We start from the raw sequence: 24,403 nt of genomic DNA, 5'->3' as shown, positions 1-24,403 counted from the left end.
TGTCTTCCTCTCCCGGGGGCGGGGGAGGAAGACATCAACCGCCACATACACGGGAGAACCACCATGGATCCCACCACGATTGCCGCCACCGGGGCCGTAGCGGGCGCCGGGGGCAACGCGGGCCCGACCTCGGACGCCGCCACGCTGGCCGCGCACCAGGCGCCGCCTGCCGCGCCGACTCACGCCAGTCAGGCCAACCCCGCCGACGCCCAGACCTTTTCCGATATGGTGCGCGGCGGCCAGGCCGCCGATGGCTCGCGCGGTGCCCATGCGGCGCAGGCCGCCAGCGACCCGTCGTCCACCACACTCGGCAATGCCATCCGCTCCAGCTACGTGTCTGCCGGCGAGGAAGCCGCCCGGCAGGCCACACGGCTGCAGGAAATGCGCGAAGGCATGTTCGCCGCCATCCACACCGGCAGCACCTCCGACGTGGTCTATCAGGCCATGATGCTCCAGACCCAGTCGCTCGAGCTGTTTTCGTCGATCCACGTCACGTCGAGCATCGGCAGTGCCGGCACCAACCTGTTCAACAGCCTGCTGAAGAACCAGCAATGACCGCATCCCTTCCCCGTTGGATGTGCCGCGCACGGCTGGCCCTGCCGCTGGTCGCCGCGCTGGCGCTGGCCGGCTGCAAGGTGGACCTGTACGCCTCCCTGAACGAGAACGAGGCCAACCAGATCCTGGCCGCGCTCACCGCCGATGGGCTCAACGCCGAGAAAGCGCGCGCCGGCGAATCGGGCGGCGGTAACCAGGACGGCAACTGGAGCGTGCGCGTGGAGGAGTCGCAGCTACCCGCCGCGCTGGAGATCTTGCGTAGCGAGGGGCTGCCCGGCGAGCGCTTCGCCTCGCTGGGGCAGGTGTTCCAGAAGCAGGGGCTGGTGGCCACGCCTACCGAGGAGCGCATGCGCTATATCTATGCGCTCTCCCAGGAGCTGTCCGAGACGCTGCGCAATATCGATGGTGTGGTCACGGCGCGCGTACACGTGGTGATTCCGGCCACCGATCCGCTCTCCGACAAGATCCGCCCCTCGTCGGCGGCCGTCTTTATCAAGCATCGGCCGGATGTGGACCTGCGGCTGCTGGTGCCGACCGTCAAGGACATGGTGGCGCACAGCATCGAGGGGGTGACGCATGACAGCGTGTCCCTGTCGCTGGTGGAGGCGCGGCCGTTCACGCCCGTCGCCCATGCAGCAGCGGTGCCCGGGGCGTTCCCGGTGGGCCGCTTTGCGTTGATCGCGCTGATGGTGGTGCTCGCCGCCGCGCTGATTGCCACCGGGGCACTGGCCTGGAAGCGTGGCGGGCTGCGCTGGCCGCCGCGTGCGCAGTCGCGGGGCCTGTCATGAGCCTGCCCGCCGCCGCGCTGCCCACGGCGCTGGCGCCGGCATTGCCGGCCCTGCCGGATGCCGCGCTGGCCCGGGCAGTGGCGGGGCTGCTGCAACGGCCGCTGGCGCAGTTGCATCCGAGCTGGCTGCCCGCCGACTGGCCGCTCGCGTGGCGCCGGCCTGCGCGTTTCGGCGCGGCGGCGGCAGACCTGCTGGCCGCGCCACTGGGTCTTGCCGCCGACGTGGTGACCCGGGACACCCTCGTGCGCGTGCTGACCGGCGATGGCGATGCCCGCGCCGATGTCCTCCCGCGCATCGTCCTGATGGACCGTCCCGCGCTGCGCCTGCTGGCACTTTGGGTGGGGCTGGCCGTGCACAAGCCCGGCTTCGCCAGCGAGCGCCGCATCGTGCCGGCGCCGCTCGCCAATATCGAATCGATCGCCGGCTCGCTGATCGGCCAGCTGCCGCGCGCCATGCGCCGTGTGGCGCGGCGGATCGACGCGCAGGCGGTGGCCTTCCTGCTCAAACGCGTGCCGGACCTCAGCGAGCTGCCGATGAACCTCGCCCCGCTGCGCGCCCGCCCGCCCGGCGTGGGCCGTGTGATGGCCGAGCGTGGCTACCGGCTGCTGTGCGGCCTGATGGCCGGCTACGGCGCCCCGTTGCGGCAGGCGCTGATGCGCAAGTTCCCGCGCCGGCTGGCGGCCCTGCCGCCCGTGGCGCTGACCCGCGCGCAGGCCGCGCAGTTGCGCGAACTCCTGCTGCTTAACCTGATTCCCGAACGGTTCCCGGCATGGCACTGGCTTTTCTGATCACGAGCGAGAACCTGCAGCTGCTGTCAGAGCGCAAGGTGCTCAAGGAGGCAGAGTACGCGGCGCTGATGGATGCGGCGGAGGTCATCGAGTCCGCCCGGCGCGAGGCGCTGCACATCAGCACCGAGGCCCAGCGCGAGGCCGAACAGCGGCGCCAGCACGGCTACCGCGACGGCTGGGCCCGCGCGCAGGCCGATCACGCGGCGGCCCAGGTCAGCGCGGCGGCCGAGGCCGAGCGGCAGCTCACCGGCATGCGCCGCACCATGGCCGAGATCGTCATGAAGGCCGTGCAGCAGATCGCGGGCGAGCTGGACCCGGACATCATCCTCGAAGTGGCGCTGCAACGCGTGGAGGCGCTGGTGCGCGCCGAGCCGTTCATCACCATCCAGATTCCGCTCGGTCGCGAACAGACCGTGCGCGGCCTGCTCGACCAGTTGGCCGAAACGCTCGACTGGCCGCGCCGCGCCAACGTGGTGGTGGAAGGGAGCCTGGAAGCCGATGCCTGCCGCATCCTGACCCCGTCCGGGACGATGGAAGTGGGCCTGCAGGCCCAGCTGGAGGCGTTCGCGCGGCGCCTGCAGGCTAGCTGACGGAGACGACCATGGCGACCGAACTGCCCGCCGCCGACATCCAGGCTGCGCTCCAGCATGCCGCCGCCGACCTGGGCCGCGCCTTCGACCATTTCACGCCGGTGGCGATGCGTGGCCGCGTCAGCAAGGCCGTCGGCATGCTGATCCATGCCACCGGCATCCAGGCGCATGTCGGCGAGATCTGCCAGTTGGTCACGCCGGGCGAGGCGCCGTTGCTGGCGGAGGTGGTCGGCTTCATGCAGCAGACTGCCGTGCTGACGCCGCTGGGTCGCATCACCGGCATTTCCGCGCTGACCGAGGTGGTGCCGGCGATGCACGGGCCGCAATGCCCGGCCGGCGCCGCGCTGCTCGGGCGCGTGCTCGATGCGCTGGGCGAGCCGATCGATGCCAAGGGTTCGCTCGTGGGCGTGACGCGCGTGCCCATCGACAACGAGCCGCCCGATCCGCTCACGCGCCGCCTGATCCGCGAGCCGCTGGCCACTGGCGTGCGCGCCATCGACGGCTTGCTGACGCTGGGCGAAGGCCAGCGCGTGGGCATCTTCGCGCCGCCGGGCGTAGGCAAGAGCACGCTGCTCGGCATGCTGGCGCGGGGTTCGGCGGCCGATGTGAACGTGGTGGCGCTTGTGGGCGAGCGGGGCCGGGAAGTGCGCGAATTTATCGAATACAGCCTGGGCCCGGAGGGCATGGCGCGCACGGTGCTGGTGGTGTCCACGTCCGACCGCTCGCCGATGGAGCGCGTGCGCTGCGCCTACACCGCCACGGCCATCGCCGAGCACTTCCGCGACCAGGGCAAGCGCGTGCTGCTGCTGGTGGACTCCCTGACGCGGCTGGCCCGCGCACAGCGCGAAATCGGGCTGGCCGGCGGCGAACCGCCCACGCGGCGCAGCTATCCGCCCTCGGTGTTCTCGATGCTGCCGCAACTGCTGGAGCGCGCCGGCACCGGCGTACAGGGGTCGATTACCGCCGCGTATACGGTGCTGACCGAAGGCGAGGACGACAGCGACCCAATTGCCGAGGAAGTCCGTTCGATCCTCGACGGCCATATCGTGCTGTCCCGCAAGCTCGCCAGCGCGGGCCAGTATCCGCCCATCGACATCCTGCAGTCGGTCAGCCGCGTGATGCCGCAGGTGGCGGCTGGCCCGCATCAGCAGGACGCCCTGCGCCTGCGCCAGCTGCTGGCCAAGTTCCAGGACATGGAGCTGCTGCTGCAGATTGGCGAGTACCGGCCCGGCGCCGATGCCGTGGCCGACGCGGCGGTGGGCGCCATCGGCGCGATCCGCGCCTACCTGACCCAGCCGGCGATCCGGCTCGACACCTTTGCCGGGGCGCTCGCCAAGCTGGCGCAGGCCATCCGGCAGGAAGCGAAACCATGAGCCACGATCCGCGACTCGCCCAGCTTGAGTCGGTGCGCCAGCGTCGCCACGAGGACGCCACGCGCGTGATGCAGCAGCACCGCGCCTGGGTGATGGAAGGCCTGCGGGATGCCGAAACCGCCCAGCAGGCCGTGCAGGGCGCACTGGCCGAGCGCGCCGCCTTTATCACCCGCTTGCGCGATGGCGCCACGCAGGGCGGGGTGTCGGTGTCCGGCCTGCTGGACGCGCAGGGCTGGCAGGCCGCCTTCGACGCCCGCATCGGGCGCGCCAACACGCGGCTGGCCGAGGCGCTGGACGAGGTCCAACGCCGCCGCACCGTGTTCGAGGAGAGCCGTCAGGCGCTGCTGCGCGCCCATGGGCGGCTGGTCGGGGCGCGTGAACTGGTGGCGCGGGCCCGGGCCGACGCCCGCGCGGGGCTGGAACGCCGCGACGACGAGGCCGTGGACGAGGCCGCCGTACGGGGCTGGCATCGTGCCGATCGTGCCGATCATGTGGACGGAGCGGCATAGCGCATGCAGGGCTCCACCATCGATCCGGCATGGCTGTTCCATTGGGGGCGCGAGGTGGTCATGCCCATCGTGCTGGTCATGCCGCGCCTGCTCACGGCGTTTACCGTGCTGCCGTTCCTGTCGCATCAGGCCGTGCCCGGCGTGGCGCGCAACGGCATCGTGCTGGCCATCGCGCTGTTCGTCTCGCCCGGCGCGCGGGTGGACCTGGACCATATCGCCAACGGCCTGTGGCTGGTGCTGATCTTCAAGGAGGCGTTCATCGGCCTGCTGCTGGGCATGGCTTTCGGCCTGTTCTTCGTGGCGCTGCAGATGGTGGGCGAGCTGATCGACTTCCAGACCGGCTCCGGCAACGCCACCTTCTTCGACCCGGTGACCCAGCAGGAAGACGGGCCGATGGAGAACCTGCTGTCCCACCTCGGCATCGCGCTGTTTGCCTCGTTCGGCGGGTTTTTCGCGATGACGGGCGTGATCATCGAGTCGTTCGCGTTCTGGCCGGTGATGTCGTTCGGCCCTGAGCTGTCGCTGTCGTCAATCGGGTTCGCCGGCGCCTATGCCGGCACGCTGTTCTCGTGGGTGGTGAAGCTGGCCGCGCCGATCCTGCTGTTGCTCGTCATCGTGGAGCTGGGCTTCGCGCTGATCGCGCGCTTCGTGCCGCAGTTCGATGTGTTCCAGTTCGCCCAGCCGGTGAAGATCACCGTGGCGTTCCTGATGCTGGTGTTGATGCTGGCGGTGATGGTGGACACGCTGCAGGGCTTCCTGCGGCCCGACAATACCCTGATCGACCTGCTGCGCAAGGGCATGAGCGCAGGAGGGGGAGGCGGCCCATGAGCCAGGACGGCGAGAAGAACCTCGAAGCGACCCGCCGCAAGCTGGACGAGGCGCGCAAGCGCGGCGAGGTGCCGCGCAGCACGGACGTGACGTCCTCCGTGGTGTTCCTCGGTGTGCTGGCCCTGCTGTGGGTGCTCGGCCGTTACTTCGTACGGCTGTTTCAGGCGCTCTGGCATAGCGCGATGGGTGCCGTACCGCAGCATCTGCAGGATCAGCAAATGCTGGTGCTTGGCGAGGCCAGCGCGCGCTTCCTGCTGATGGGCGTGCTGCCGGTGGCGGCCGTGGCGCTGGTGTGCGGCATCCTCGGCGCCTTCGTCCAGGTGGGGCCGCTGGTGGCATTCGAGCAGATCAAGCCGAACATGGCGCGGCTGAATCCCGCTGAAGGTTTGAAACGGATGTTCGCCGTGAAGAACCTGGTCAACCTCGCCAAGATCGTGCTGAAGATCGCCTTGCTGGGCGGGCTGGTCTATATCCTCGCGCTCGGCGCCATCGAGGACGGCGTGCGCTCGGGCCACGCCCGACCGGCCGAAATCCTGGTGCTGGTGGCCTACATCCTGCTGCGCATGTGCTGCTGGGCCGCGCTGATCTACCTGATCATGGCCGTGGTGGACTACGTGCACGAGCGCTACCAGTTCATGAAGCAGCAGCGCATGAGCGTAGAGGAGTACCGGCGCGAGCACAAGGACACGCAGGGCGACCCGATCATGGCCGGGCGGCGCCGCGCGGCCTTCTTCGAGGCGGCGTTCTTCGGCGTGGGCGAGCGCGTGCGCGTGTCCACGGCGGTGGTGTATTCCACGCAATACGCGGTGGCGCTGCGCTACGACGGCCCGGGCACGCTGCCGCGCGTGCTGGCCAAGGGCGGTGGCCACGTGGCCGCGCGCATCCGGCAGGCGGCGGCCGATTACCTGATTCCCTCGGCGTTCGATTCCGACCTCGCGCAAAGGCTCTACATGAGCGTGCCACTGGACCGCCCGATCGATCGCGCGCTTTATACGCGCGTGGCAGACCTCATGCGCTGGGCCACGGGCGAGGAGTAAGTCCCCCGGCGCCCTCAGCCTGCCAGCGCGGCGGCGCGATGATCGGTGATGATGGCCGGCGCCGTGTCACCAGCAACCGGGTGGCCCGGCAGCGGCGCAGCGGGGCGCAGCAGCGTGGCGGCAGCCGCGAGCTGCACGCGGTTGCGCACGCCGAAGTGGCTGCGCAGGCGGCGCATGTGGTAGTCCACGTTGAAGATCGACATGTCCATGCGGCGCGCGATCTCCTTGTCGGAGAGGCCCTGCGCCAGGCAGGCGAGGATGTCGCGCTGCACGTCCGACAAGCCCTCCTTGGGTCGGCCCGCCGTGGGGATCTCGGCATGGCAGGTCAGGAACTCGTGCAGGCCCAGCCCCACCGTCAGCGCCTGCCCCAGCACCGTGTCGCCAATCCAGCGGCGGCTCTCGATGCCCGACATGAAGCTGATGATGACGATGTCGCTGGTGCCCGGCATCGGCAGGTTCAGGAAGACCCCGCTGCGGATGCCGGCGTCGCGCAGGTCGTCGAGGAAACGGCGCAGGCGCAGCGGCGGAATGCCGCCGGGCGGGGTGTGTTCGAGGTCATCGGCGTCCCACACCATCGGCAGGCCGAACATGCCGGGCTGCGGATTGCGCGGGTCGATCTCGAAATAGCGCTCGCGGAAGTACCGGTCGCGCCAGCCGGGGGCCGTATAGGTGTCGAAGAACGTGCGCGGCTGGATGTGCCCGCCCACGTTGGCGGCGGTGCCGTAGCCGAGGTAGTCGAAGCCGATCGCGTGGATCGCGGCCTGCATGACTGTGCTGCGGCCCTCGTGCGTGCCTTCGCCGGCCAGCGCCGAGACCAGCCCCGGCGAGCCGCCCTGGCGGGGCCGCGCGCGTACCGGCACGATCTGGCGTTCGCCATAGAAGCGGATGCCGTGGTGCGCCATGGTGGGGCTGGTCGGGCTCGCCATGGCGGGCGCCGCGCGGCGGGCGCGCAGCGTGCTTGCGGTATCCAGTGCGGACGCCCCCGCGTCCATGCCGGATACAACTTCTACTGCTCTGGTCATAAGGCCTCCGTGCGTATGCCTGCCGAGCCGTCTGGCTCCACATACTGCTGACCCGGATCCCGTCGGAAACCGTTGCTGCACCTTGCTGCGCGGGCTCATGGGCCCGGGCTGTCGATGTTCTGGTGTTCTAGTGTTGTGCTGGCTGGGTGCGGGCCATGAAGGCGCGGCCCGTATGGACCTGATGGTGAACGCCACGCGGCCGGTCGATCTTATGATTCTGGGCGGCGGGCGCGGCGTGGGTGCAAGCGTACGCCAGTCGGCACCGATGCCGCAAGCGCCGTGGTGTCGTCGCCACTTTCCCTGTCCGGTCCATGGTTTTGTGCACCGCGTCTTGCATGTCAGTCCTCCAGCTGCTTGCCGCGCGTCTCGGGCAGCGTCAGCGCGGCCAGGATCAGCACGCCGTAGGCCGCCGCGGCAAAGATGCCGATGGCGTGGCCCAGCGTCATCTGCTGGCTCACCTGCCCGATCAGGAACGGGAAGAACGCGCCGATGGCCCGGCCCACGTTGTAGCAGAAGCCCTGGCCGGAGCCGCGCACCCGCGTGGGGAACAGCTCGGTCAGGAACGCGCCCATGCCGGCGAAGATGCCCGAGGCGAAGAAGCCGAGCGGGAAGCCGAGCAGCAGCATGACGGTGTCGTTGACCGGGATGTGCGTGTAGGCCAGCGCGATGGTCATCGAACCGATCGCGAACAGGATGAAGTTGCGCTTGCGGCCGATGCGGTCGGTGAGGTAGGCACTGGTCACGTAGCCGATATAGGAGCCGACAATCACCATCGCCAGGTAGCCGCCCGTGCCGAGCACGGTCAGGCCGCGCTCGGTCTTCAGGAAGGTCGGCAGCCAGGTGGTGATGGCGTAGTAGCCGCCCTGGGCGCCGGTGGTCAGCAGCGCGGCGCGCAGCGTGATGGACAGCAGCTTCGGCGAGAAGATCGCGGTAAAAGAGGCGCGGTCCTGGTCCTGCCGGGCCTCCCGGGCCTTGTGCTCGGTATAGACCTCCGGCTCCTTGACCATGCGGCGCAGCACGATCACGAATACGGCCGGCAACAGGCCGATCAGGAACAGCGCGCGCCATGCCGTCTCGGCCGGCAGCAGCGAGAACACCAGCGCGTAGAGCAGGGCGGCAAGCCCCCAGCCGATGGCCCAGCCCGCCTGCACCATGCCCACGGCCTTGCCGCGGTCTTGCGCGCGGATCGCCTCGCCGATCAGCACGGCGCCGGCGGTCCATTCGCCGCCGAAGCCGAAGCCCATCAGCGCGCGGGCAATCAGCAGTTGTTCATAGTTCTGCGCCAGTCCGCACAGGAAGGTGAAGAAGGCGAACCAGAGGATGGTCAGCTGCAGCGTGCGCACCCGGCCGATGCGGTCCGACAGGATCCCGGCCACCCAGCCGCCGGCGGCGGAGGTCAGCAGCGTGGCGGTGCCGATGAAGCCGGCGTCCGCACGGGAGATGCCCCAGGTGGCGATCAGCGTGGGAATCACAAAGCTCAGGAACTGCGTGTCCATGGCGTCCAGCGCGTAGCCGACCTTGCAGCTCCAGAACGTGCGGCGTTCGTTGGGGGTGATGTCGCGATACCAGGAAAAGAAGCCGCGCGATGGCTCGGCGTGCGGGGTGGTGTCAGCTTGCGCGGGGGTGTCGATACGGCCGATCTGCGATTCCATGCCTTTCCTCTTCGTGGTCTTGTCGTGGTCTCTTGCCAGGGCTTTGCCGATGGTTCTTCTTGTTCTTGTCCTGCATTCTTGAAACCGCGCCTCCCTCGCGTCCAACTAGTTTTTCGGGCGAGGGCCGATAAGAAAAATTGAATCCTGTGCTGAAAGGCAGCTAATTCGGGGGATTGCGGGAGAGCGCCCGCGCAGCGGTTCGGGGTTTTCCCTGATCGTGCCGATGCCCCCCTTTCGCAGGGGAAGGCGTAAGCATACGGCGCGCCAGCCCCGTCACTTCCTACGGAGATCCGTAGGCAAGGGTTTCCTACGAGTGCTCGGTAGTGGTCGCGCGCGCACGTCGCCGGTAGGCTTGCGGCAATCTCATTGCACGCCCATTCCCATGCTCCCCAACCTCTCGCTTCGACCCCTGCTCGTGGTCCTGCTGCTTGGCGCTGCCGGTGCCGCGCACGCCCAACTGGTGCCCGTGGAGCGCTCGGTGGCGATCAACGCCGACGCCGACCTGGTGTGGCAGCAGGCCGGCGGCTACTGCGCACTGGCGAAATGGGACGGCGAATTCAAACGTTGCGACGTAGTGCTCGGCAGTGGCGCGCCCGGCACGGTCCGGCGCATGGTCTACAAGGCGGGCGGGCTGCCGGCCGTGGACATCCTGACCGACAAGGGGCCCTACGCCTATAGCTACCGCAAGCTCTCCGGCCATACGCGCGGGCGCCTGCAGGCCAAGCCGGGCCTCGACGCCGGCACCACGATCCTGACGTGGCAGGTGTGGCTGGACCCCTTCGCGCTGCCCGATGGCGCGGGCTCCGAGTATCCGCACGCGCTGGGGGATGCGATGCAGGCCGCGCTGGGGAATTTGAAGGCGAGGGCGGAGGAGGTGGCGCTGGAAGCCGCGGCCGACGCAAAATCCGCGACGGTTGTCGCCCCTCTCCCACAAGCCCCCACCCCATGAACCTGCGTTTCCTCGAAACCTTCGTCTGGGTCGCGCGTCTGCGCAGCTTCCGGCTGACCGCCGAAAAGCTGTTCAGCACGCAGGCGTCCATCTCCAGCCGCATTGCCGTGCTGGAGGAAGACCTCGGCGTGAAGCTGTTCCTGCGCGATTCGCGAGGCGTGACGCTGACGCCCGAGGGCCAGCGCGTGCTCGAGTACGCGGAGAAGATGGTGAACACGATGCACCATCTGCGGCAATCGCTGGACCGCTCGCGCACCATCGCGGGGCGGGTGCGCATCGGCGCGATGGACTCGGTCATCCATACCTGGCTCTCCACCGTGGTCAAGCGCGCGATGCAGGCCTATCCGCAGCTTGAGATCGAGCTGACTGCCGATGCCGCGCTCAACCTCTGTGACCAACTGCAGAAGGGCTACCTCGACGTGATCTTCCAGACCGACCTGCTGCGGCTGGAGACCGTCCGCAACATCGAGCTGGCGCGCTACCCCATCCGCTGGATCGTGGCGAAGGGCAGCGCCTATGACCGCCCGTACCCGTCGCTGGAGGCGCTGGGCGCCGAGCGCGTGATCACCTTCGTCAAGAATTCCCGGCCGCACCAGGACATCCTGAGCCTGTTCCACCTGAACAGCGTGACCTCGCCGCGCATCAACTGCGTCAACTCGGTGGCGGCCATGACGCGGCTGATTGGCGATGGCTTCGGCATCGGCGCGGTGCCGCCGGCACTGGTCCGGCAGGAACTGGCCGACGGCACGCTGGCCGTGGTGCAGGTGGACAACCACCCGCCGGCGCTGGACATCGTGGCCTCGTGGCGCATCGGCGCGGGGCTGGAAGTCAACGAGTCCATCGTCGAGATCGCCACGCAGGTGGTGGCCGATTTCTGCCTCGAAGTGGGCGACGACATGGCCACGGCGGCCTCCCCGGTGCTGGCCACCGCCATGCCCGAAACCTCCCACGCAGGCTCGTAGTCATCGGATTTCTTTATCGCGCGCCACCCGAAAGATTTGTTGGACGCGATGCGGCACCGGCCACCAGAATCGGTTTCGACTTCACCCGATTCCCACGCCGCAGCCATGAACCAGCCTCTCCAGCACGCCGCCTCGATCCTGCCCGACGACCCCGCCGCATTGCGCCGCATCATTCGCGAGGGCCGCTACCGTGGCCACACCAGCGGCCTGGCGCGGGGCTACGTGCAGGCCAATATCGTGATCCTGACGCGCGACTGGGCCTATGACTTCCTCCAGTTCTGCGCGTTGAACCGCAAGTCCTGCCCGGTGATCGACGTGACCGATCCGGGCGATCCGGTCTTCCGCAACCTGGGCGTGGATGTCGATATCCGCACCGATGTGCCGATGTACCGCGTCTATCGCCACGGCACCGAGTACCACGAGACCGCCAGCGTGGCGGAGCTGTGGCGTGACGACTTCGTGGCCTTCGCCATCGGCTGCTCGTTCTCGTTCGAGCACGCGCTGCTGGCTGCCAACGTGCCGCTCAAGCACATCAACCTGGGCCGCAACGTGGCGATGTTCCGCACCGATATCGAGACCCGGCCGGCCGGGCGGCTCTCCGGCAAGCTGGTGGTGTCCATGCGCCCGCTGTCCGCCGCCGACGCGATCCTGGCCACCGAGATCACCGCGCGCTACCCGGACGTGCACGGGGCGCCGGTGCATATCGGCGACCCGTCGCTGATCGGCATTGAGGACATCGAATCCCCCGACTATGGCGATGCCGTGCCCCTGGACGCCCACGAGATCCCGGTGTTCTGGGCCTGCGGCGTCACCCCGCAGGCCGTGATCCGCGAGGCGCGCCCCGAAATCTGCATCACGCACGCGCCGGGCTGCATGTTGGTGACCGACCTCGACAACAACCGGCTGTAGCGCCGGCTGTAGCACCAGTCAGCCCTACGAGTTCTCATAGTGTCGCGCGCGTGCCCGCGCGCGCAAAATCTGCGGCACCGTCTGACCTGCCGGCCGCCGCGCCCCGCGTGGCTTGCCGGCATCCACGTGGAGACAAGCGACATGCTGGATTTCATGGATGCGATCCGGGCCGCCGCAGCGGCCGCCGCCCGTGCCGCCGCCGAGGCCGCCGAGCGCGCCCGCGAAGCCGCGGAGCGCGCCGCGCGCGAGGCCCAGGAGCAGGCCCAGCGCCGCGCCCAGCAGGAAGCCGCCGCCCGCGCCCAGCAGCCGCAGCAGCCCGAGACGCCCAAGCAGCCGGCCAAGACCGAGCAGACCGAGAAGCCCCAGCAGACGCCGCAGGTCACCAATGCGGTCTACACCGGCAACGAGCCGCTCACGTTGACGCTGGCCAGTGCCCCGAAGACGGATAAGCCTGCCGCGCCGCCGCCCGACCCCGCCGAGACCAAGCGCAAGCAGGAAGAGGACGACGCCAAGGCACACACCGACCGCTGGGAGAAAGACGCCAAGAGCGCCTACGACGATACCGTCGACAAGCTGAACGGCGGCCCGATGACCGACGCCAAGTGGAAACCGCTGGGCGAGAAGTACGGCACCGTGCTCGGCGGCGTGCAGAACGAGCTGCGCGTGGCGGCCAATCACGCGGCCCAGACCGGACGGGACGAGACGGCCGCCGTCGACGCCAAGCTCAAGGAAATCACCAAGCGCTACGACGACCCGGCGCTCAAGGCCAACCTTGAGGACGCCAGGAAGGACTACCTGAAGACCGAGCCCAACCAGGCCGCGCGCGACACCGGCGCGGCCCGCTTCAAGCTGGTGCTGGCGCAGGACAAGGCCGAAGCCACCGGCAAGACGCTCCAGCAGGAGATGGCCGCCTACAACAAGATCCCCGGCGGCGTTCGCCGGGCCGAGGCGGGCCTCGACGATGACCTGCAAACCGCTCGCGCCAACGACACCGCCGCGCAGCAGGACCTCCAGAAGGCCAGCGACGACTTCACTGCCGCCCTGCAGAAGGAAATCGACACCTCGGCGGTCAATCGCTACCAGCATGATTCCGAGGAGGGCCTGAAGACGGTCCAGAACGACAAGACGCCGAACCGCTACGAGCGGCAGGAAGGCATGTCGATCTATACGACTGCCGTCAACGACGCCAAGGCGCAGCGCGCGGCACTGGACAAGGGGCAGGGCGTCAAGGTGCCCGAGCGCTTCCGCGAGCAGGCCGTGGCCGAGGTCAAGGAGCGCTACGGCGCCAGCCCGGACCTCGGCAAGGTCATCGACCTCGCCAATGCCAAGGGGCAGCTCAAGGGCGAGATGGCCAACCTCGTGCCCACCAACGACTTCGAGCGCGGGCTGGCCAAGACCGACCCGACCACGCTGGCGCTGGCCCACATGGAGGGCCTGACGCTCGATCCCTATGCGAAGAACGATCCCAACTCGGTCCTCACGCGCGACCTGCCCGCCGACGAACGGGCGATGATGAAGGACAACCCGGCCGGCTACGTCCTCTACAAGTCGCTCGATGCGGACAGCCTCCGCCCCGACCCCAACGCCCCGGCCGGCGACCCGAAAACCGCGCAGTACAACCAGGGCGTGCAGCAGTACGGCGGCCAGCTCCTGTTCTACACGGCGCAGCAGATGACCGACGCGGCCAAGGCCCGCGCGAAGACGCCGGAAGAGAAGGCGACCGCGACCACGCCGGCGCTGGACCATATGCGCGTGCTGCTCCAGGCATCGACCGAGCAGCGCGTGGAGACGATGACCACCAGCATCGCCAGGCAGCTCGATGCCGGCGACGTCAACGGCGCACTGGCCACCCGCAAGGCTGGCGTGGACGCCGCCCAGTCGCCCGACGAGCGCGCCCAGTACGTGGCCGTGCACAACGACCGCTTCGACAGCGACCTGTTCAAGACGCAGATCAACGCGGCGATGGACAAGAACCTCAAGAACAAGACGCACGACGACGAGGGTCGCCCGATCCAGGGCCAGCAGGACATGTACGCCGACAAGGTGGGCCAGTACCTGCAGGACACCGCGCCGAACCTGATTCCCGAGGATGCCGACACGTTGCTGGAGACCGTCCGCTCGGAGTACAAGAACGACTGGACCGCCCGCAACGACAGCACCGGCGCCGGCTACAACGACTGGGACGACTTCTACCACGGGCTGGCCGCCGTGGTGGACAAGGCCGACGCCAACTACTACGCCACCACCGAAGGCGCCAAACCGGGCTCCGGCCCCGCCGCCCAGCGCACGGCCGCTTGGCTGACCGACCGCGACAACGACGTCAGCCTGCTGATGATGAGCAACCAGTCCGGCAGCTCCCGCCAGGGCCGCATCTACGGCGGCGCCCAGGACGCCGCCGCGCAGGGCTACACCGGGCTCTCCATCGCCTTCGAGCAGGCACTGAAGTCCAGCAAGGACGCGCCGCCGATGTCGGACTACTACGTCCAGAAGGCCACCGCGCGCGGCAACGAGAAGTACGGCGAGAGCGCCGAGGCCAAAGAGCAGAACAAGATGTTCGATCTCGACAAGGACGAGATCCTGCGCCAGTCGTTCGACAGCATGGGCCTGCAGAAGCAGGACCTGAAGGCCAAGGTCGGCGACGACGCCGCGCTCGACAAGGCGATCCAGCTGGCCATGCCCAGCGCCACGCCCCAGACCATCAAGGACGTCAAGGCGGAGATCCGCGCCAATGCCGGCAATGACGCGACGGCCTCGGCCATCCCGATCTTCGTGACCCAGCCGGGCAGTGCGGCCTACCAGACCGCGGTGTTCGAGTTCAAGGGCCGCGACGGCAACACCATGTGGGTGGACGACAGCGGCTCCGTCTACGGCAAGGAGGGCGCCGACCCGAAGCGCGATTTCCAGGAGAACAACCTCCTGGCCGACAAGGGCACCGTCTACATCGCCGACCGTAACCTCGATCTCGGCAGGGATGGCCACGTCAGCTACGAGGCGATGGACGCCCATATCGTGACCGGCACGGAAAAGGTCATGGGCTGGGTCAACCTCGGCGTGGCGGCGGTCGGCGCCGTGGCGGGCGGGGTGGTCATGGTGGCGTCGGGCGGCACGCTGACGCCGCTGGTGGCGGTGGCCTGGGGCGGCATGATCGGCAGCATGGGCTACGGCATCGGCACCTCGTGGCACGAGCTGGACAACATCGCCGATCATGGCCGCTCGATCAATCCGTTCAAGAGCCAGGAGGCGATGTCCCAATGGCTGAACGTGGGCGGCTCGGTGGCCGGCATCGGCGGCATGGGCTTTGCCAAGTTCGGCTCGCTGGCGGCCAATGCCGGCGTGCGGGTGGCGGCTGGCGGCGGCACGGTGCGGGAGATGGCGGGCCAAACGCTGATGCAGTCGGCCTCGCGCTTCGGCACGACCAGCCGCGTGCTCAACGGCACCGCGTTCGGCATCGGCGGTGTGCAGACCGCCCAGCAGGCCACGGCGTTCGCCCAGCACGGCAAGGACATGAGCGTCAGCGAGGTGGTGCAGAACAGCGCCATGCTGCTGATGGGCGCCACGCAGATGATGCCGGCAGCCATCCAGAAGCGGGTGGGCGAGTCCGTGCGCGATACTTACCAGCGCACGCGCGGCCGTACGCCGCTGGACGATGCCGCCAACAGCCCCGCGAACCGCGCCGCCAATGGCGAGGCCGCCAACGTGCTGCGGGACGGTGATCCTGACGTGACTACCGCGCCGCGTACGTCGCGCGATGCCGCCAACCCGGGCGGCGGCCGTCCGCGCCTGCACGACGATGTGCCGGCGCCGGGCCAGCGCCCTGGCGCGCGCGATGGCGAGGCCGGACGTCCCTCGACGTCGAACCGCGCGCGCACGCCGGGAGAGCCGACCAGCCCCGCTGCACCATCCACTGGACGGTCGACCAACACGCCGGAAGGCGCCACCACCCGGGCGACGACGTCGCCGGACGCCCAGCAGGTCGCCTCGCGCTGGCAGGCCTTCCGCGCGCGCGGCACGCTGGTGCAGGACCGCGTCATCACCAATATGATGGATCGCGCGCTGGCGCGGGCCCAGGAGCGCTATCTGTCCGAGGCGACCAGCCGCCGGCGCGAAAGCGCCGATGCCGCAGACCGTCGATCCGAAAGCGCCGCGTCCGAGCGCCGGCGCATCTTCCACGGCCCGGCCCTGCGGCGGGGCCGGGGCGACGCGGAAGGGGCCGCCCCCGCCCAGCGACGCACCATCCGGCATGGCCCGGCCGAGGAGGCGGCGCGCGCGGCGCGTACTGCGGACGAGGCCGATGCCCCGGCGCACGCGCTGCGCCAGAACGCCATCTCCCCGCTCGACAACGTGCTCTGGATCGACGGCCGCATGGAGCAGATCGGCGTGCCGTACGGCGCCGAGCTGGCCGCGCGGGCACTGGCGGACCTCGACCGCGTGATGATCGTCACCGCGCCGCTGACCGCGCATGGCCATGCCGAGACCAATGGCGTGATCGGCGCGGCCTCGCTGGGCGCGTACCTGACCTCGCTCGGCAAGGAAGTGGTTTACGTGACCGACCGCGCCCACGGCCGGGCGCTGCGCAAGATGCTGCGCAATGACCTCGACCAGCCCAACGCGCGCGTGGAAACCTTCCGCGCCAAGGACCATTTGGCCGCCACGCTGCAATCCAAGGCGCTGCTGGCGATGCACCAGCCCGAGGCCGTCATCGCCGTGGAGGTTGCCGGCCGCAACCTGAACAACGAATACCGCCTCCAGACCGGGGAGGCCGTGGCCGGCAGGCCGCGCGTGGACCAGCTTCTGGTGGATGCCCGGGACATGAAGGGCGTGCTGACGGTGGCCGTGGGCGACCACGGCAACGAGGCTGGCATGCGCCCCCTGCGCGAGCGCATCACCCGGGCCATGGCGCCCGAGGACGTCCACGCCGAACTCTGGTCAGACGTGAGCGCGGACCACGTGGTCACCGGCATGAACTCGAACCTGGCCGCGCAGGCCATCGGTTTCGCGCTCCAGCGGTACCACAACGGCGAAGGCAAGATGCCGGACATCCAGCAGATCGGCGACATGTTGGAGACCATGGCGAGCTTCAACGCGCGCGACGGCGTGACCTACGAGGTGGGCGCCACCAGCGTGCGCGGTATGGACAAGTCCGTGCAGCTTGGCGTCTACGAGCTGCTCGGCAAGGCGGCGGAGAGCCTGCCGGAGGGGCTCGACTTCGTGAAGCTGTTCGATGGCATCCAGCGCCGCTTCCTGCCGAAGGATGTCGATGCCGAGGCCGCCGGCATCCGCGTGGAGGACGATGTCATCGTCGTCACCGCGTTCGATTCGAGCAACGGCGGCCTGCTGGCCGCCCAGAACCTCGCCCGCCACATCTACGCGCTGACCGGCAAGGCGGTGCAGGTGGAGGCGGTGACCGACCACGCGGCCGGCACCTACGGCGGCCGCACGCCCGAGGATCTGGCCGAGAAGGTCCACGCCGGCCTGCAGGCCGTGCAGAAGCTGATGGGCGACGTGAACCTGGCCGCCTGCAACACCGCCTGCCTGGCGCTGGCCACGGTGCTGGCGCGCATGCACGGCTTCGAGATGGTGAACCTGATCCAGCAGACCGTGCCGCAGATCGTGGAGATGGGCGGCGAGCGGCCCGTGGTGGTGGCCACGCCCGGCACGGTGGGCGGCCACGCCTACCTGAACGGCGTGCGCGAGGCCAGCGGCGGCCGGCGCACCGTGGAGGAAATCCCTGCCACGGAATGGGCCGGCGCGGTCAACAACCTGATGCACCTGGACGATGGCGCGCAGCTCGCCCAGCTCAAGCAGTGGATTGCCGACTACATCAACCTGGACCGCATTCCGGCCGATACCACCTCGGTCTGGTTCTGCTGCACGCACTACCCGGCGCTGGAGTCGCTGGTGCGCCAGCAGCTCGACGCCATCGGCATGTCCCACGTGAAGCTGATCGACCCGATGCAGTTCCAGGCGCGCAAGGCCGTGGACGTGCTGATCGACAAGGGCCTGCTGCAGGCCACGGACCTGCTGGACACGCCGCTGGACCCGATGCAGGTGCCCGACAGCAAGACGCTGCCGACGATGGTGGTCACCTCCGGCCAACCCTCGGCGGTGTCCCGGCTGGCACACGCCATGGGTGGCCGCAACGACATCCGCGTGTTCAAGTCGCCGTTCGGGGAAGCCGCCGATGTGTCCGGCGTGCGCGCGCTGGTGGATGCCGGCCGCCACCTGAACCCGGTGGATCGGGTCAGCTTCAGCTATATCGGGCGGGGCCTGCGCGAGTTCTACATGCCGGACGGGGCCCAGCGCGCGGCGGCGGCGCTGGAAAGTGGCGAGAACATCATGCTGCTGACCGGGTTCTCGGTCGCCAAGGGCATGCCCGAGACCGACGGGCCGCCGGGCACGGCCGAACTGGGCCGGGCGCTGCGCCTGCGCGGCAAGCAGGTGACCTACGTGGTGGATTCGGCCAACAAGCCGATCCTGGAGGCCATCCTGCGCGAGATGGGCGAGCCGACCGACAACATCAAGGTTTTCGACGTACCCGTGGGCGACGCCAAGGCCCCGGCGCGGGCGCTGCTGGAAGCCGTGGGGCCGGACCGGGTGATGGCGATCGAACTGCCGTCGCGCGCGGCGGACGGCACCAAGAACAATATGCGCGGGATCGAGATCGACGATTTCAACCCGGCCATCGACGAGATCCTGATCCAGGCCAACGCGCGCGAGGGCGTGGAGACGCTGGGCATTGGCGACGGCGGCAACGAGGTGGGCATGGGCGGGCTCAAGGGCCTGATCCCGAAGGGCTGGAACGGCAAGCAGATCGCGGCCGAGATCACGGCGGACCATGTGGTGACGGCCAGCGTGTCTAACTGGGGCGCGTATGCGCTGTCGGCGTTGCTGCTCAGGCGCGGCAACATGATCGAGCGGTTCCAGACGCCCGACGAGCTGCGGCGCGTGCTGCAGGCGGCTGCCGATGCGGGTGCCGTCGATGGCGTCTCGCGCGAGCGCGTGCCGACGGTGGACGGCTTCTCGACCGACGTGCATGCCGCCATCGTCCAGCTCTACCGCCACGCGGCCACGGGCGAACTGCCTGCCGGCCCCGGTGCCGCGCCGAATGCCTGGTTCGGCGGCCCGGGCGTGGCGCGCACGCCGGTGGCGGAGGCGGCCAACGCGGTGATCCACCATGGCGGGCGCACGCCGGCGGGGGGCCATCCTCAAGGACAAGCCGGCCCGCGTCCGCGCGCCGTGTCCACGCGCCGCACGGACGCCGCGCCGGTGCGCGACGGCAGCTGGTCCTTGCGCGACGAGACCGTCGACGCTGGCGCCATGGCGGCGACGATCGACGGCGTGCACGCTTCGGGCGGGCGGCTGGCCGGCGTGCACTACGTGGTGCTGCCGGCGGCTGGCGGCGAGGTGACCGTGCGCAGCGGCCTGCCGGAGTCCTCGCATGACTCGCTCCAGCAGGCGCTGGCCAGCGCCGACGAGGCCGTGCAGGCCGGCCAGCCGGTGCAGGTGGCCGTGGTCGCGCAACGCGGCTTCCAGGGTCGGATCCACGACGGCAACCTGATCGGCACGATTCCGGTGACGCTGACCGGCCGCACCACGCGCGCCGGCAGCCTCGCGCTGAATCGGGGCTACGGGGGCGAGATCCGTATCGCCTTGCCCGAGGATTTCCGCGCCGGGGCGCCGCTGGTGCGCCGCGAGGGCGGGCGGCGCGTGGACCATCTCGGCCAGCTGGCGCAGTTCCCGCGCGGGCCGGCCCATCTGGATCTGGCGCAGGAGGCGGGGCAGGTCACGTTCGATGGTGCGGCGGTCGGCATTTCCGTGCCGCGTGTGCCGGGCTACTTCACGGTGCGAGCCGAAGGCGTGTTCGGCGGCGTGGAGATGAACGCGAGCGGCACGGGGCCGTCGCGGATGGCCGACGCCGCCACGATCATCGACCGCATCCGCGCGCATCCCGACTACGAGGAAGGCATGCCCGTGCTGCTCTACGGCTGCCACGCGCAGGACGGCGTGGTCTCGCTGGCGCAGGAAGTGGCCAATGGGCTGGGCGCCAACGTCTATGGCCCGGACGGCGCGCTCAATATCGACGCGTTCTTCTCGCCGGGCAGCGACCTCGCGCACGGCGCCGGGCTGGGCGTGGCGGCGGACCGCGCGACGATGGCGATGTCCGGCGCGGACCTCCACGTGGTGAACGGTGGCCGCTTCTTCGGCGCCCGGCCGGGGCTGCCCATCGTGGGCGTCACCCACGGCGGGAGGACGGCGGCGGCTGCGGTGGCGCCGGTGCCCGACGCGGCCACGCCGGCAGGCTGGCGGCAGACGCCGGCGCGCTGGAGCGAGGTGGCGGTTGGCGACAAGCCGCACCGCGTGAACGCGCCCGGGGACCATACGGTGGTGGTCGGGGCGATCCACCCCGAGGGCGGCCTGCGTGGCGAGGATGGCCAGCCCATCGGCGCGCACGCGTTCGCGCTCCGCATGGCCGACGAGTGGCAGGCCGGTCAGCCGATCGTGCTCGCGCTCGACGGCGCTCACCTGCCGCAGGGCCGCGTCTTCGCGGAGCAGGTGGCGAACGTGATGCAGACCGAGGTGCTGGCCCCCGAGTTCGCGCTGCAACGCCATGCGGACGCGGACGGCAAGCCCGCCATCGACCTGACACAGGCCGGCGGCAACTGGCGGCGCGTGCAGCCCCAGCCAGACCCGTACGCCAACCATCGTTTCGATGTGAACGCGCGCGGGGTGGTCTACCTGCGCCATCCGGGCGGCGGGCGCGAGCGGGTGGACCTGGCCACCTATCTCGGGCCACGGCTCGGGGGCGGCGGCGCCAAGACCGTGTTCGCGCTGGGCCGCGACAAGGCCGTGGGCATCGCCAATGACGAGATGACCGGCTTCATGGTGCAGGGCGAGCGCGAGGCGCTGCGCACGGCGGCGGGGCTCGGCTTCAACACGCTGAAGACCTTTGGCCCCGACGACATGACGGTCTCGGGCCGGCCCACCGTGGTCTACGAGCGCTACGCGGCCAGCTCCCGGGACCTGTTCGGCAACAAGGCCATGCACGGGGTGCCCGATCCGCGCACTGAACTGCTGAACGGCAAGTCCCTGCGCGACCTCGACCATATCCTGGACACCATGGCGGACCGCCACGTCTATCTGGGTGACGTGGAGTTCAGCATCCACCCGGACGGCACCGTCAAGGTGGCAGACCTGACCAGCGTGGAGCTGAAGGTGGATGACACGCAGGGCAGCGCCCATGCCGACATCGTGGCCCGCATGCGCGAGGTGGCGCGCGCCAACGAGGCTGCCGGGCAGGGCGGCGCGGCCCAGCGGCGCACCATCACCCATGGTCCCGCGACCCCGCCGGCCGGCGGGAATGGCCCGCGCCCGTGGAAGATGGCCAAGACGATGACGGTGTCCACGGTGGGCACCTTCGCGCTTGGCACGCTGGCTGGCGTGGCGACGTCCGCGGCGCACGTGAACCCGGTGCTCAGCAGCGCGACCTGCTTTATCTACCGCGGCAGCGTGGCGGCGGGCCGGACCCTGCACACCCTGCGGATCAACGCGCGGGCGGCGGACCCCACGCCGGCCAACATCGCCTATCTGCGCAGCCGGCTGCACGGCCGCTCCGCCGATGCGTGGGGCATCCACGCCAAGGACCAGGACGTCTTCAAGACCGCCGTGGACACGCTGGAGGCCCACACCCACGGGGCGAAGAAAGACGCCCCGGACCGCGCCACGCAGATTCAGGACGCGCAGGCGACCATCAAGACCGTCGGCACCAAGCTGCTGAACCCCGATACCGTGCCGGGCCGGCTCAACGACACGGCGCAGATCGGCACGCTGGCGGTCAACAACAGCAACACGGCGATCTGGTTCATGCAGCACCATCTGCCGGCCGACAACCCGCTGACCTACAGCAACGTGGCGTTCCTGGCATCGAACACGGTGCTGAGCACGCTGAACATCGGCACGCGGCTCGGACATCACCTGGGCGGCAAACCCACGGTGCTGCTGTCTGCCCAGATGCGCAAGTTCGTGATGAACGGGTACGCGCTCGGCACGATTCCGCTGGCCGTGGCCGATGCCATGAACACGCCGGGCGTGGTGGGCATGATTGAGGCGGCCGGCATTACCGTGTTCGGCGTGGGCGCGCACCTGCAGTCGCGCGTGGACCGGAACGCGGTGGTGGGCGAGAAGAACCGGCTGGCGCTGCAGCAGGACCCCAAGACCGGGCTGCTGCCGGCGCAGGGCTGGGCGGAGGGCAAGTGGAATGTCTTCGGCCGGGCCATGCCACGCGGGCTGGTGCTGCTGGGGGCGGGCGTCATCGTCAATTTCGTCGCCAAGATTGCGGTGGAGCTGACCAAGGACGATGACAAGGACGGGGCGCCGAACCCGGGCGGGACGCCGACTGTGGCGCCGACTGTGGCGCCGACTGTGGCGCCGACTTCGACGCCAACCCCCACCCCGGACGCCTCGCCGTCCCCGTCGCCATCCCCCTCGGGCACGAAGCCGCCCGCCGAGACGCCGCCGGACACCCGGCCGGAGACGCCACCAAGGACGCGGCCCACATCGCCGGAAACCGTGCGCGTGCAGCCGTACCGGCGTGGCAACGAGGCCGTCTCGACGCTCTGGGGCATCTCGCGCGCGCATCTGGACACGCTGCTCTCCGACGAACAGAAGGCCGAGGCGCGCGAGCAGGCCCTGCCGCCGGACACGCAGGTGGCCGACTTCGCGCTCCGCGAGTTGATCAACCTCAATCCGAAGTACAAGCTGGCGGAGAATCCCGGGCATATCGAGCCGGGCTGGGAGTTCGACGTGACCCGTTAGGGTGAGGAGGGGCGCGTGAGGGATGTGGCGGGTGGCGACGACGTTACAATGCCGCTTCCCTTCGCCCCGTTACGCCCCTTCCGCCCCCCCATGTCCGTCGATCCGGTCGTCATCCTCATTGCCCTCGGCGCCGCCGTTGCCGGCTTCGTTCAGGGCCTGTCCGGGTTCGCGTTCGGCATGGTCGCCATGTCGTTCTGGGCATGGGGCGTGGATCCGCGCATGGCGTCGGCCATGTCGGTGTTCGGCGCGCTCACCGGGCAACTGCTGGCCGCGTTCACGGTCCGCCGCAAGTTCCATCTGGCCACCGTGCTGCCGTTCCTGATCGGCGGGGCGGTCGGCATCCCGATCGGGGTGTCGATCCTGCCGAAGCTGGATATCCACCTGTTCAAGCTCTGCCTCGGCATCATCCTCGTGATCTGGTGCCCGATCATGCTGTTCTCGGCCAAGCTGCCGCCCATCCGTCGCGGCGGGCGGCTGGCGGACGCCGTGGTCGGTGGAATCGGCGGCATTCTGGGTGGCATCGGCGGGTTCACGGGTATCGCGCCCACGCTCTGGTGCACGCTGCGCGGCTTCGACAAGGACACCCAGCGCGTGGTGATCCAGAACTTCAACCTCGGCGCCTTGATGGTGACGATGGCCGTCTACATCGGTACCGGCATCGTCACCCGGGACATGCTGCCGATGTTCGCCATCGTCGCCCCGGCCATGCTGATTCCCACGCTGCTCGGCACGCGGGTCTATCTGGGGATCAGCGACATCATGTTCCGCCGCATTGTGCTGACGCTTCTCACGGGATCGGGTGTGGCCATGCTGGCGGCCTCGGTGCCGCAACTGCTCACCCGCTGACCGGCCTGGGGTGGCAGTTGCTACACGCCCGCGCCGTTTTTACCGGTTGCCGTGCAGAAAACGCATATCGCGGCAGGCCACATCTTCCATCCGGTAAGTGATTGAAATCATTCGGGAAAACCGCCTCGCGCCGACGGCTGGGCGGGTATATGCCGATGCGGGCCCCGCAATTGCTACTAAGCTGATTTGGGGGCTGCCCGCGCCCGGGCGGCCTGACGTTCCATCTGTGAGGAGATCACGATGAAAACGAAGTTGTTAATAACCTCCCTGGTGGCGGCAGGCATGCTGGCCGCACCATTCGCGATGGCGCAACAGAGCCAGGGCCAGATGCCCGGCCAGACCCAGCCATCCGGCCCGACACCCATGCCCGCACCGGGCCAGGCTGGCGCGACGCCGCCATCGGCCACACCAATGCCACCTGCCTCGCAGGGCAAGCCACGCAGCACTGCGCCCGCACCGAAGAGCCAGGGCATGTCCCAAGGCGGGACGTCCTCCGATTCCATGAGCAGTTCCGGCCGCACCGGCTCGCAGCCGATGGGTGCCCAGTCGCCCTACGCGCCGCAGAAGTGGAACAAGGGTGACAAGCTGCCGGCGGAATTCCGCGACCGCCAGTACGTCATCGACAAGTACAAGGATTACAACCTGCCCGCACCGCGCAAGGGCTATCACTGGGTCGGCGTGGGTGCCGATTACTACCAGGTGTCGTCCAACGGGACGATCTACTCGGTGGGGCCGGGAGGCTGAGTGGTCTGCTAATGAGTAAACAACTAATTAGTAAACAGC

Annotated in this window: 16 protein-coding genes; 14 read left to right on the top strand and 2 right to left on the bottom strand. The window is 69.4% G+C overall.

The genetic code is table 11. The features are described from left to right. Window positions 1-63 precede the first annotated feature (63 nt). The 8 genes from AC1DEL_RS15060 to AC1DEL_RS15025 are packed head-to-tail and all read left to right on the top strand — an operon-like array spanning window position 64 to window position 6,468. Window positions 64-555 (top strand): hypothetical protein, encoded by a 492-nt coding sequence (locus AC1DEL_RS15060; protein ID WP_092297527.1) that lies wholly within the window; start codon window positions 64-66, stop codon window positions 553-555. Next, window positions 552-1,343 carry a type III secretion system inner membrane ring lipoprotein SctJ gene (sctJ, locus tag AC1DEL_RS15055; protein ID WP_477126325.1) on the top strand — a complete coding sequence of 264 codons (792 nt, stop codon included), beginning with the start codon at window positions 552-554 and terminating at the stop codon, window positions 1,341-1,343. The genes AC1DEL_RS15060 and sctJ overlap by 4 nt, the downstream gene beginning before the upstream one ends. Next, window positions 1,340-2,131, top strand: coding sequence for a type III secretion system protein SctK (locus AC1DEL_RS15050; protein WP_477126324.1), 792 nt, complete (start codon window positions 1,340-1,342; stop codon window positions 2,129-2,131). The genes sctJ and AC1DEL_RS15050 overlap by 4 nt, the downstream gene beginning before the upstream one ends. Next, entirely contained in the window at window positions 2,113-2,721 is a 609-nt protein-coding gene (locus AC1DEL_RS15045; protein ID WP_092297535.1) for a type III secretion protein, read from the top strand. The genes AC1DEL_RS15050 and AC1DEL_RS15045 overlap by 19 nt, the downstream gene beginning before the upstream one ends. An 11-nt stretch (window positions 2,722-2,732) precedes the next feature. Continuing rightward, on the top strand, window positions 2,733-4,094 hold the full coding sequence (locus AC1DEL_RS15040; RefSeq protein WP_441590785.1) for a FliI/YscN family ATPase: 1,362 nt from the start codon (window positions 2,733-2,735) through the stop codon (window positions 4,092-4,094). Further along, the gene (locus AC1DEL_RS15035) at window positions 4,091-4,603 is read left to right on the top strand and encodes a flagellar FliJ family protein (protein ID WP_092297541.1); all 513 of its coding nucleotides are present in this window, start codon (window positions 4,091-4,093) and stop codon (window positions 4,601-4,603) included. Before AC1DEL_RS15040 ends, AC1DEL_RS15035 begins: the two co-directional genes overlap by 4 nt. 3 nt (window positions 4,604-4,606) lie before the next feature. Continuing rightward, on the top strand, window positions 4,607-5,431 hold the full coding sequence (sctT, locus tag AC1DEL_RS15030; protein ID WP_441645658.1) for a type III secretion system export apparatus subunit SctT: 825 nt from the start codon (window positions 4,607-4,609) through the stop codon (window positions 5,429-5,431). After that, window positions 5,428-6,468, top strand: a complete 1,041-nt coding sequence (locus AC1DEL_RS15025) for an EscU/YscU/HrcU family type III secretion system export apparatus switch protein (RefSeq protein WP_092297547.1) — start codon at window positions 5,428-5,430, stop codon at window positions 6,466-6,468. Before sctT ends, AC1DEL_RS15025 begins: the two co-directional genes overlap by 4 nt. 14 nt (window positions 6,469-6,482) lie before the next feature. Here AC1DEL_RS15025 and AC1DEL_RS15020 read toward each other — a convergent pair whose 3' ends face one another. Both AC1DEL_RS15020 and AC1DEL_RS15015 read right to left on the bottom strand, forming a co-directional pair. Continuing rightward, window positions 6,483-7,490 (bottom strand): helix-turn-helix transcriptional regulator, encoded by a 1,008-nt coding sequence (locus tag AC1DEL_RS15020; protein WP_092297550.1) that lies wholly within the window; start codon window positions 7,488-7,490, stop codon window positions 6,483-6,485. A gap of 338 nt (window positions 7,491-7,828) precedes the next feature. Then, on the bottom strand, window positions 7,829-9,142 hold the full coding sequence (locus tag AC1DEL_RS15015; RefSeq protein ID WP_255370903.1) for an MFS transporter: 1,314 nt from the start codon (window positions 9,140-9,142) through the stop codon (window positions 7,829-7,831). A 382-nt stretch (window positions 9,143-9,524) separates the two neighbouring features. Between AC1DEL_RS15015 and AC1DEL_RS15010 the strand changes: the two genes are divergently transcribed. The 6 genes from AC1DEL_RS15010 to AC1DEL_RS14985 all read left to right on the top strand — a co-directional run bounded on the left by AC1DEL_RS15010 (window position 9,525) and on the right by AC1DEL_RS14985 (window position 24,364). Then, window positions 9,525-10,091, top strand: a complete 567-nt coding sequence (locus AC1DEL_RS15010) for an SRPBCC family protein (RefSeq protein ID WP_092297553.1) — start codon at window positions 9,525-9,527, stop codon at window positions 10,089-10,091. After that, window positions 10,088-11,053: a LysR family transcriptional regulator gene (locus tag AC1DEL_RS15005; protein WP_477126323.1), complete on the top strand. Its 966-nt coding sequence runs from the start codon at window positions 10,088-10,090 to the stop codon at window positions 11,051-11,053. The genes AC1DEL_RS15010 and AC1DEL_RS15005 overlap by 4 nt, the downstream gene beginning before the upstream one ends. Window positions 11,054-11,158: 105 nt before the next feature. After that, on the top strand, window positions 11,159-11,962 hold the full coding sequence (locus tag AC1DEL_RS15000) for a putative hydro-lyase (protein WP_092297559.1): 804 nt from the start codon (window positions 11,159-11,161) through the stop codon (window positions 11,960-11,962). A 141-nt stretch (window positions 11,963-12,103) separates the two neighbouring features. After that, entirely contained in the window at window positions 12,104-22,774 is a 10,671-nt protein-coding gene (locus AC1DEL_RS14995; protein WP_477159106.1) for an LWXIA domain-containing protein, read from the top strand. Between the two features lie 90 nt (window positions 22,775-22,864). Then, entirely contained in the window at window positions 22,865-23,620 is a 756-nt protein-coding gene (locus tag AC1DEL_RS14990; protein WP_477126369.1) for a sulfite exporter TauE/SafE family protein, read from the top strand. Window positions 23,621-23,860: 240 nt separating this feature from the next. Then, window positions 23,861-24,364: an RcnB family protein gene (locus AC1DEL_RS14985; protein WP_255370904.1), complete on the top strand. Its 504-nt coding sequence runs from the start codon at window positions 23,861-23,863 to the stop codon at window positions 24,362-24,364. Window positions 24,365-24,403: the final 39 nt, after the last annotated feature.

Source organism: Cupriavidus sp. 10L43_2, assembly GCF_056395265.1.
This window is presented reverse-complemented; position numbering and strand designations above follow the sequence as displayed.

What these genes read in the sequence shown, in the direction of transcription:
- AC1DEL_RS15005 (WP_477126323.1), top strand. Translation starts at nt 10,088, where the DNA reads ATGAACCTGCGTTTCCTCGAAACCTTCGTCTGGGTCGCGCGTCTGCGC.
- AC1DEL_RS15000 (WP_092297559.1), top strand. Translation starts at nt 11,159, where the DNA reads ATGAACCAGCCTCTCCAGCACGCCGCCTCGATCCTGCCCGACGACCCC.
- sctJ (WP_477126325.1), top strand. Translation starts at nt 552, where the DNA reads ATGACCGCATCCCTTCCCCGTTGGATGTGCCGCGCACGGCTGGCCCTG.
- AC1DEL_RS15035 (WP_092297541.1), top strand. Translation starts at nt 4,091, where the DNA reads ATGAGCCACGATCCGCGACTCGCCCAGCTTGAGTCGGTGCGCCAGCGT.
- sctT (WP_441645658.1), top strand. Translation starts at nt 4,607, where the DNA reads ATGCAGGGCTCCACCATCGATCCGGCATGGCTGTTCCATTGGGGGCGC.
- AC1DEL_RS15025 (WP_092297547.1), top strand. Translation starts at nt 5,428, where the DNA reads ATGAGCCAGGACGGCGAGAAGAACCTCGAAGCGACCCGCCGCAAGCTG.
- AC1DEL_RS14990 (WP_477126369.1), top strand. Translation starts at nt 22,865, where the DNA reads ATGTCCGTCGATCCGGTCGTCATCCTCATTGCCCTCGGCGCCGCCGTT.
- AC1DEL_RS15015 (WP_255370903.1), bottom strand. Translation starts at nt 9,142, where the DNA reads ATGGAATCGCAGATCGGCCGTATCGACACCCCCGCGCAAGCTGACACC.
- AC1DEL_RS15020 (WP_092297550.1), bottom strand. Translation starts at nt 7,490, where the DNA reads ATGACCAGAGCAGTAGAAGTTGTATCCGGCATGGACGCGGGGGCGTCC.
- AC1DEL_RS15010 (WP_092297553.1), top strand. Translation starts at nt 9,525, where the DNA reads ATGCTCCCCAACCTCTCGCTTCGACCCCTGCTCGTGGTCCTGCTGCTT.
- AC1DEL_RS15050 (WP_477126324.1), top strand. Translation starts at nt 1,340, where the DNA reads ATGAGCCTGCCCGCCGCCGCGCTGCCCACGGCGCTGGCGCCGGCATTG.
- AC1DEL_RS14985 (WP_255370904.1), top strand. Translation starts at nt 23,861, where the DNA reads ATGAAAACGAAGTTGTTAATAACCTCCCTGGTGGCGGCAGGCATGCTG.
- AC1DEL_RS15060 (WP_092297527.1), top strand. Translation starts at nt 64, where the DNA reads ATGGATCCCACCACGATTGCCGCCACCGGGGCCGTAGCGGGCGCCGGG.
- AC1DEL_RS15045 (WP_092297535.1), top strand. Translation starts at nt 2,113, where the DNA reads ATGGCACTGGCTTTTCTGATCACGAGCGAGAACCTGCAGCTGCTGTCA.
- AC1DEL_RS15040 (WP_441590785.1), top strand. Translation starts at nt 2,733, where the DNA reads ATGGCGACCGAACTGCCCGCCGCCGACATCCAGGCTGCGCTCCAGCAT.
- AC1DEL_RS14995 (WP_477159106.1), top strand. Translation starts at nt 12,104, where the DNA reads ATGCTGGATTTCATGGATGCGATCCGGGCCGCCGCAGCGGCCGCCGCC.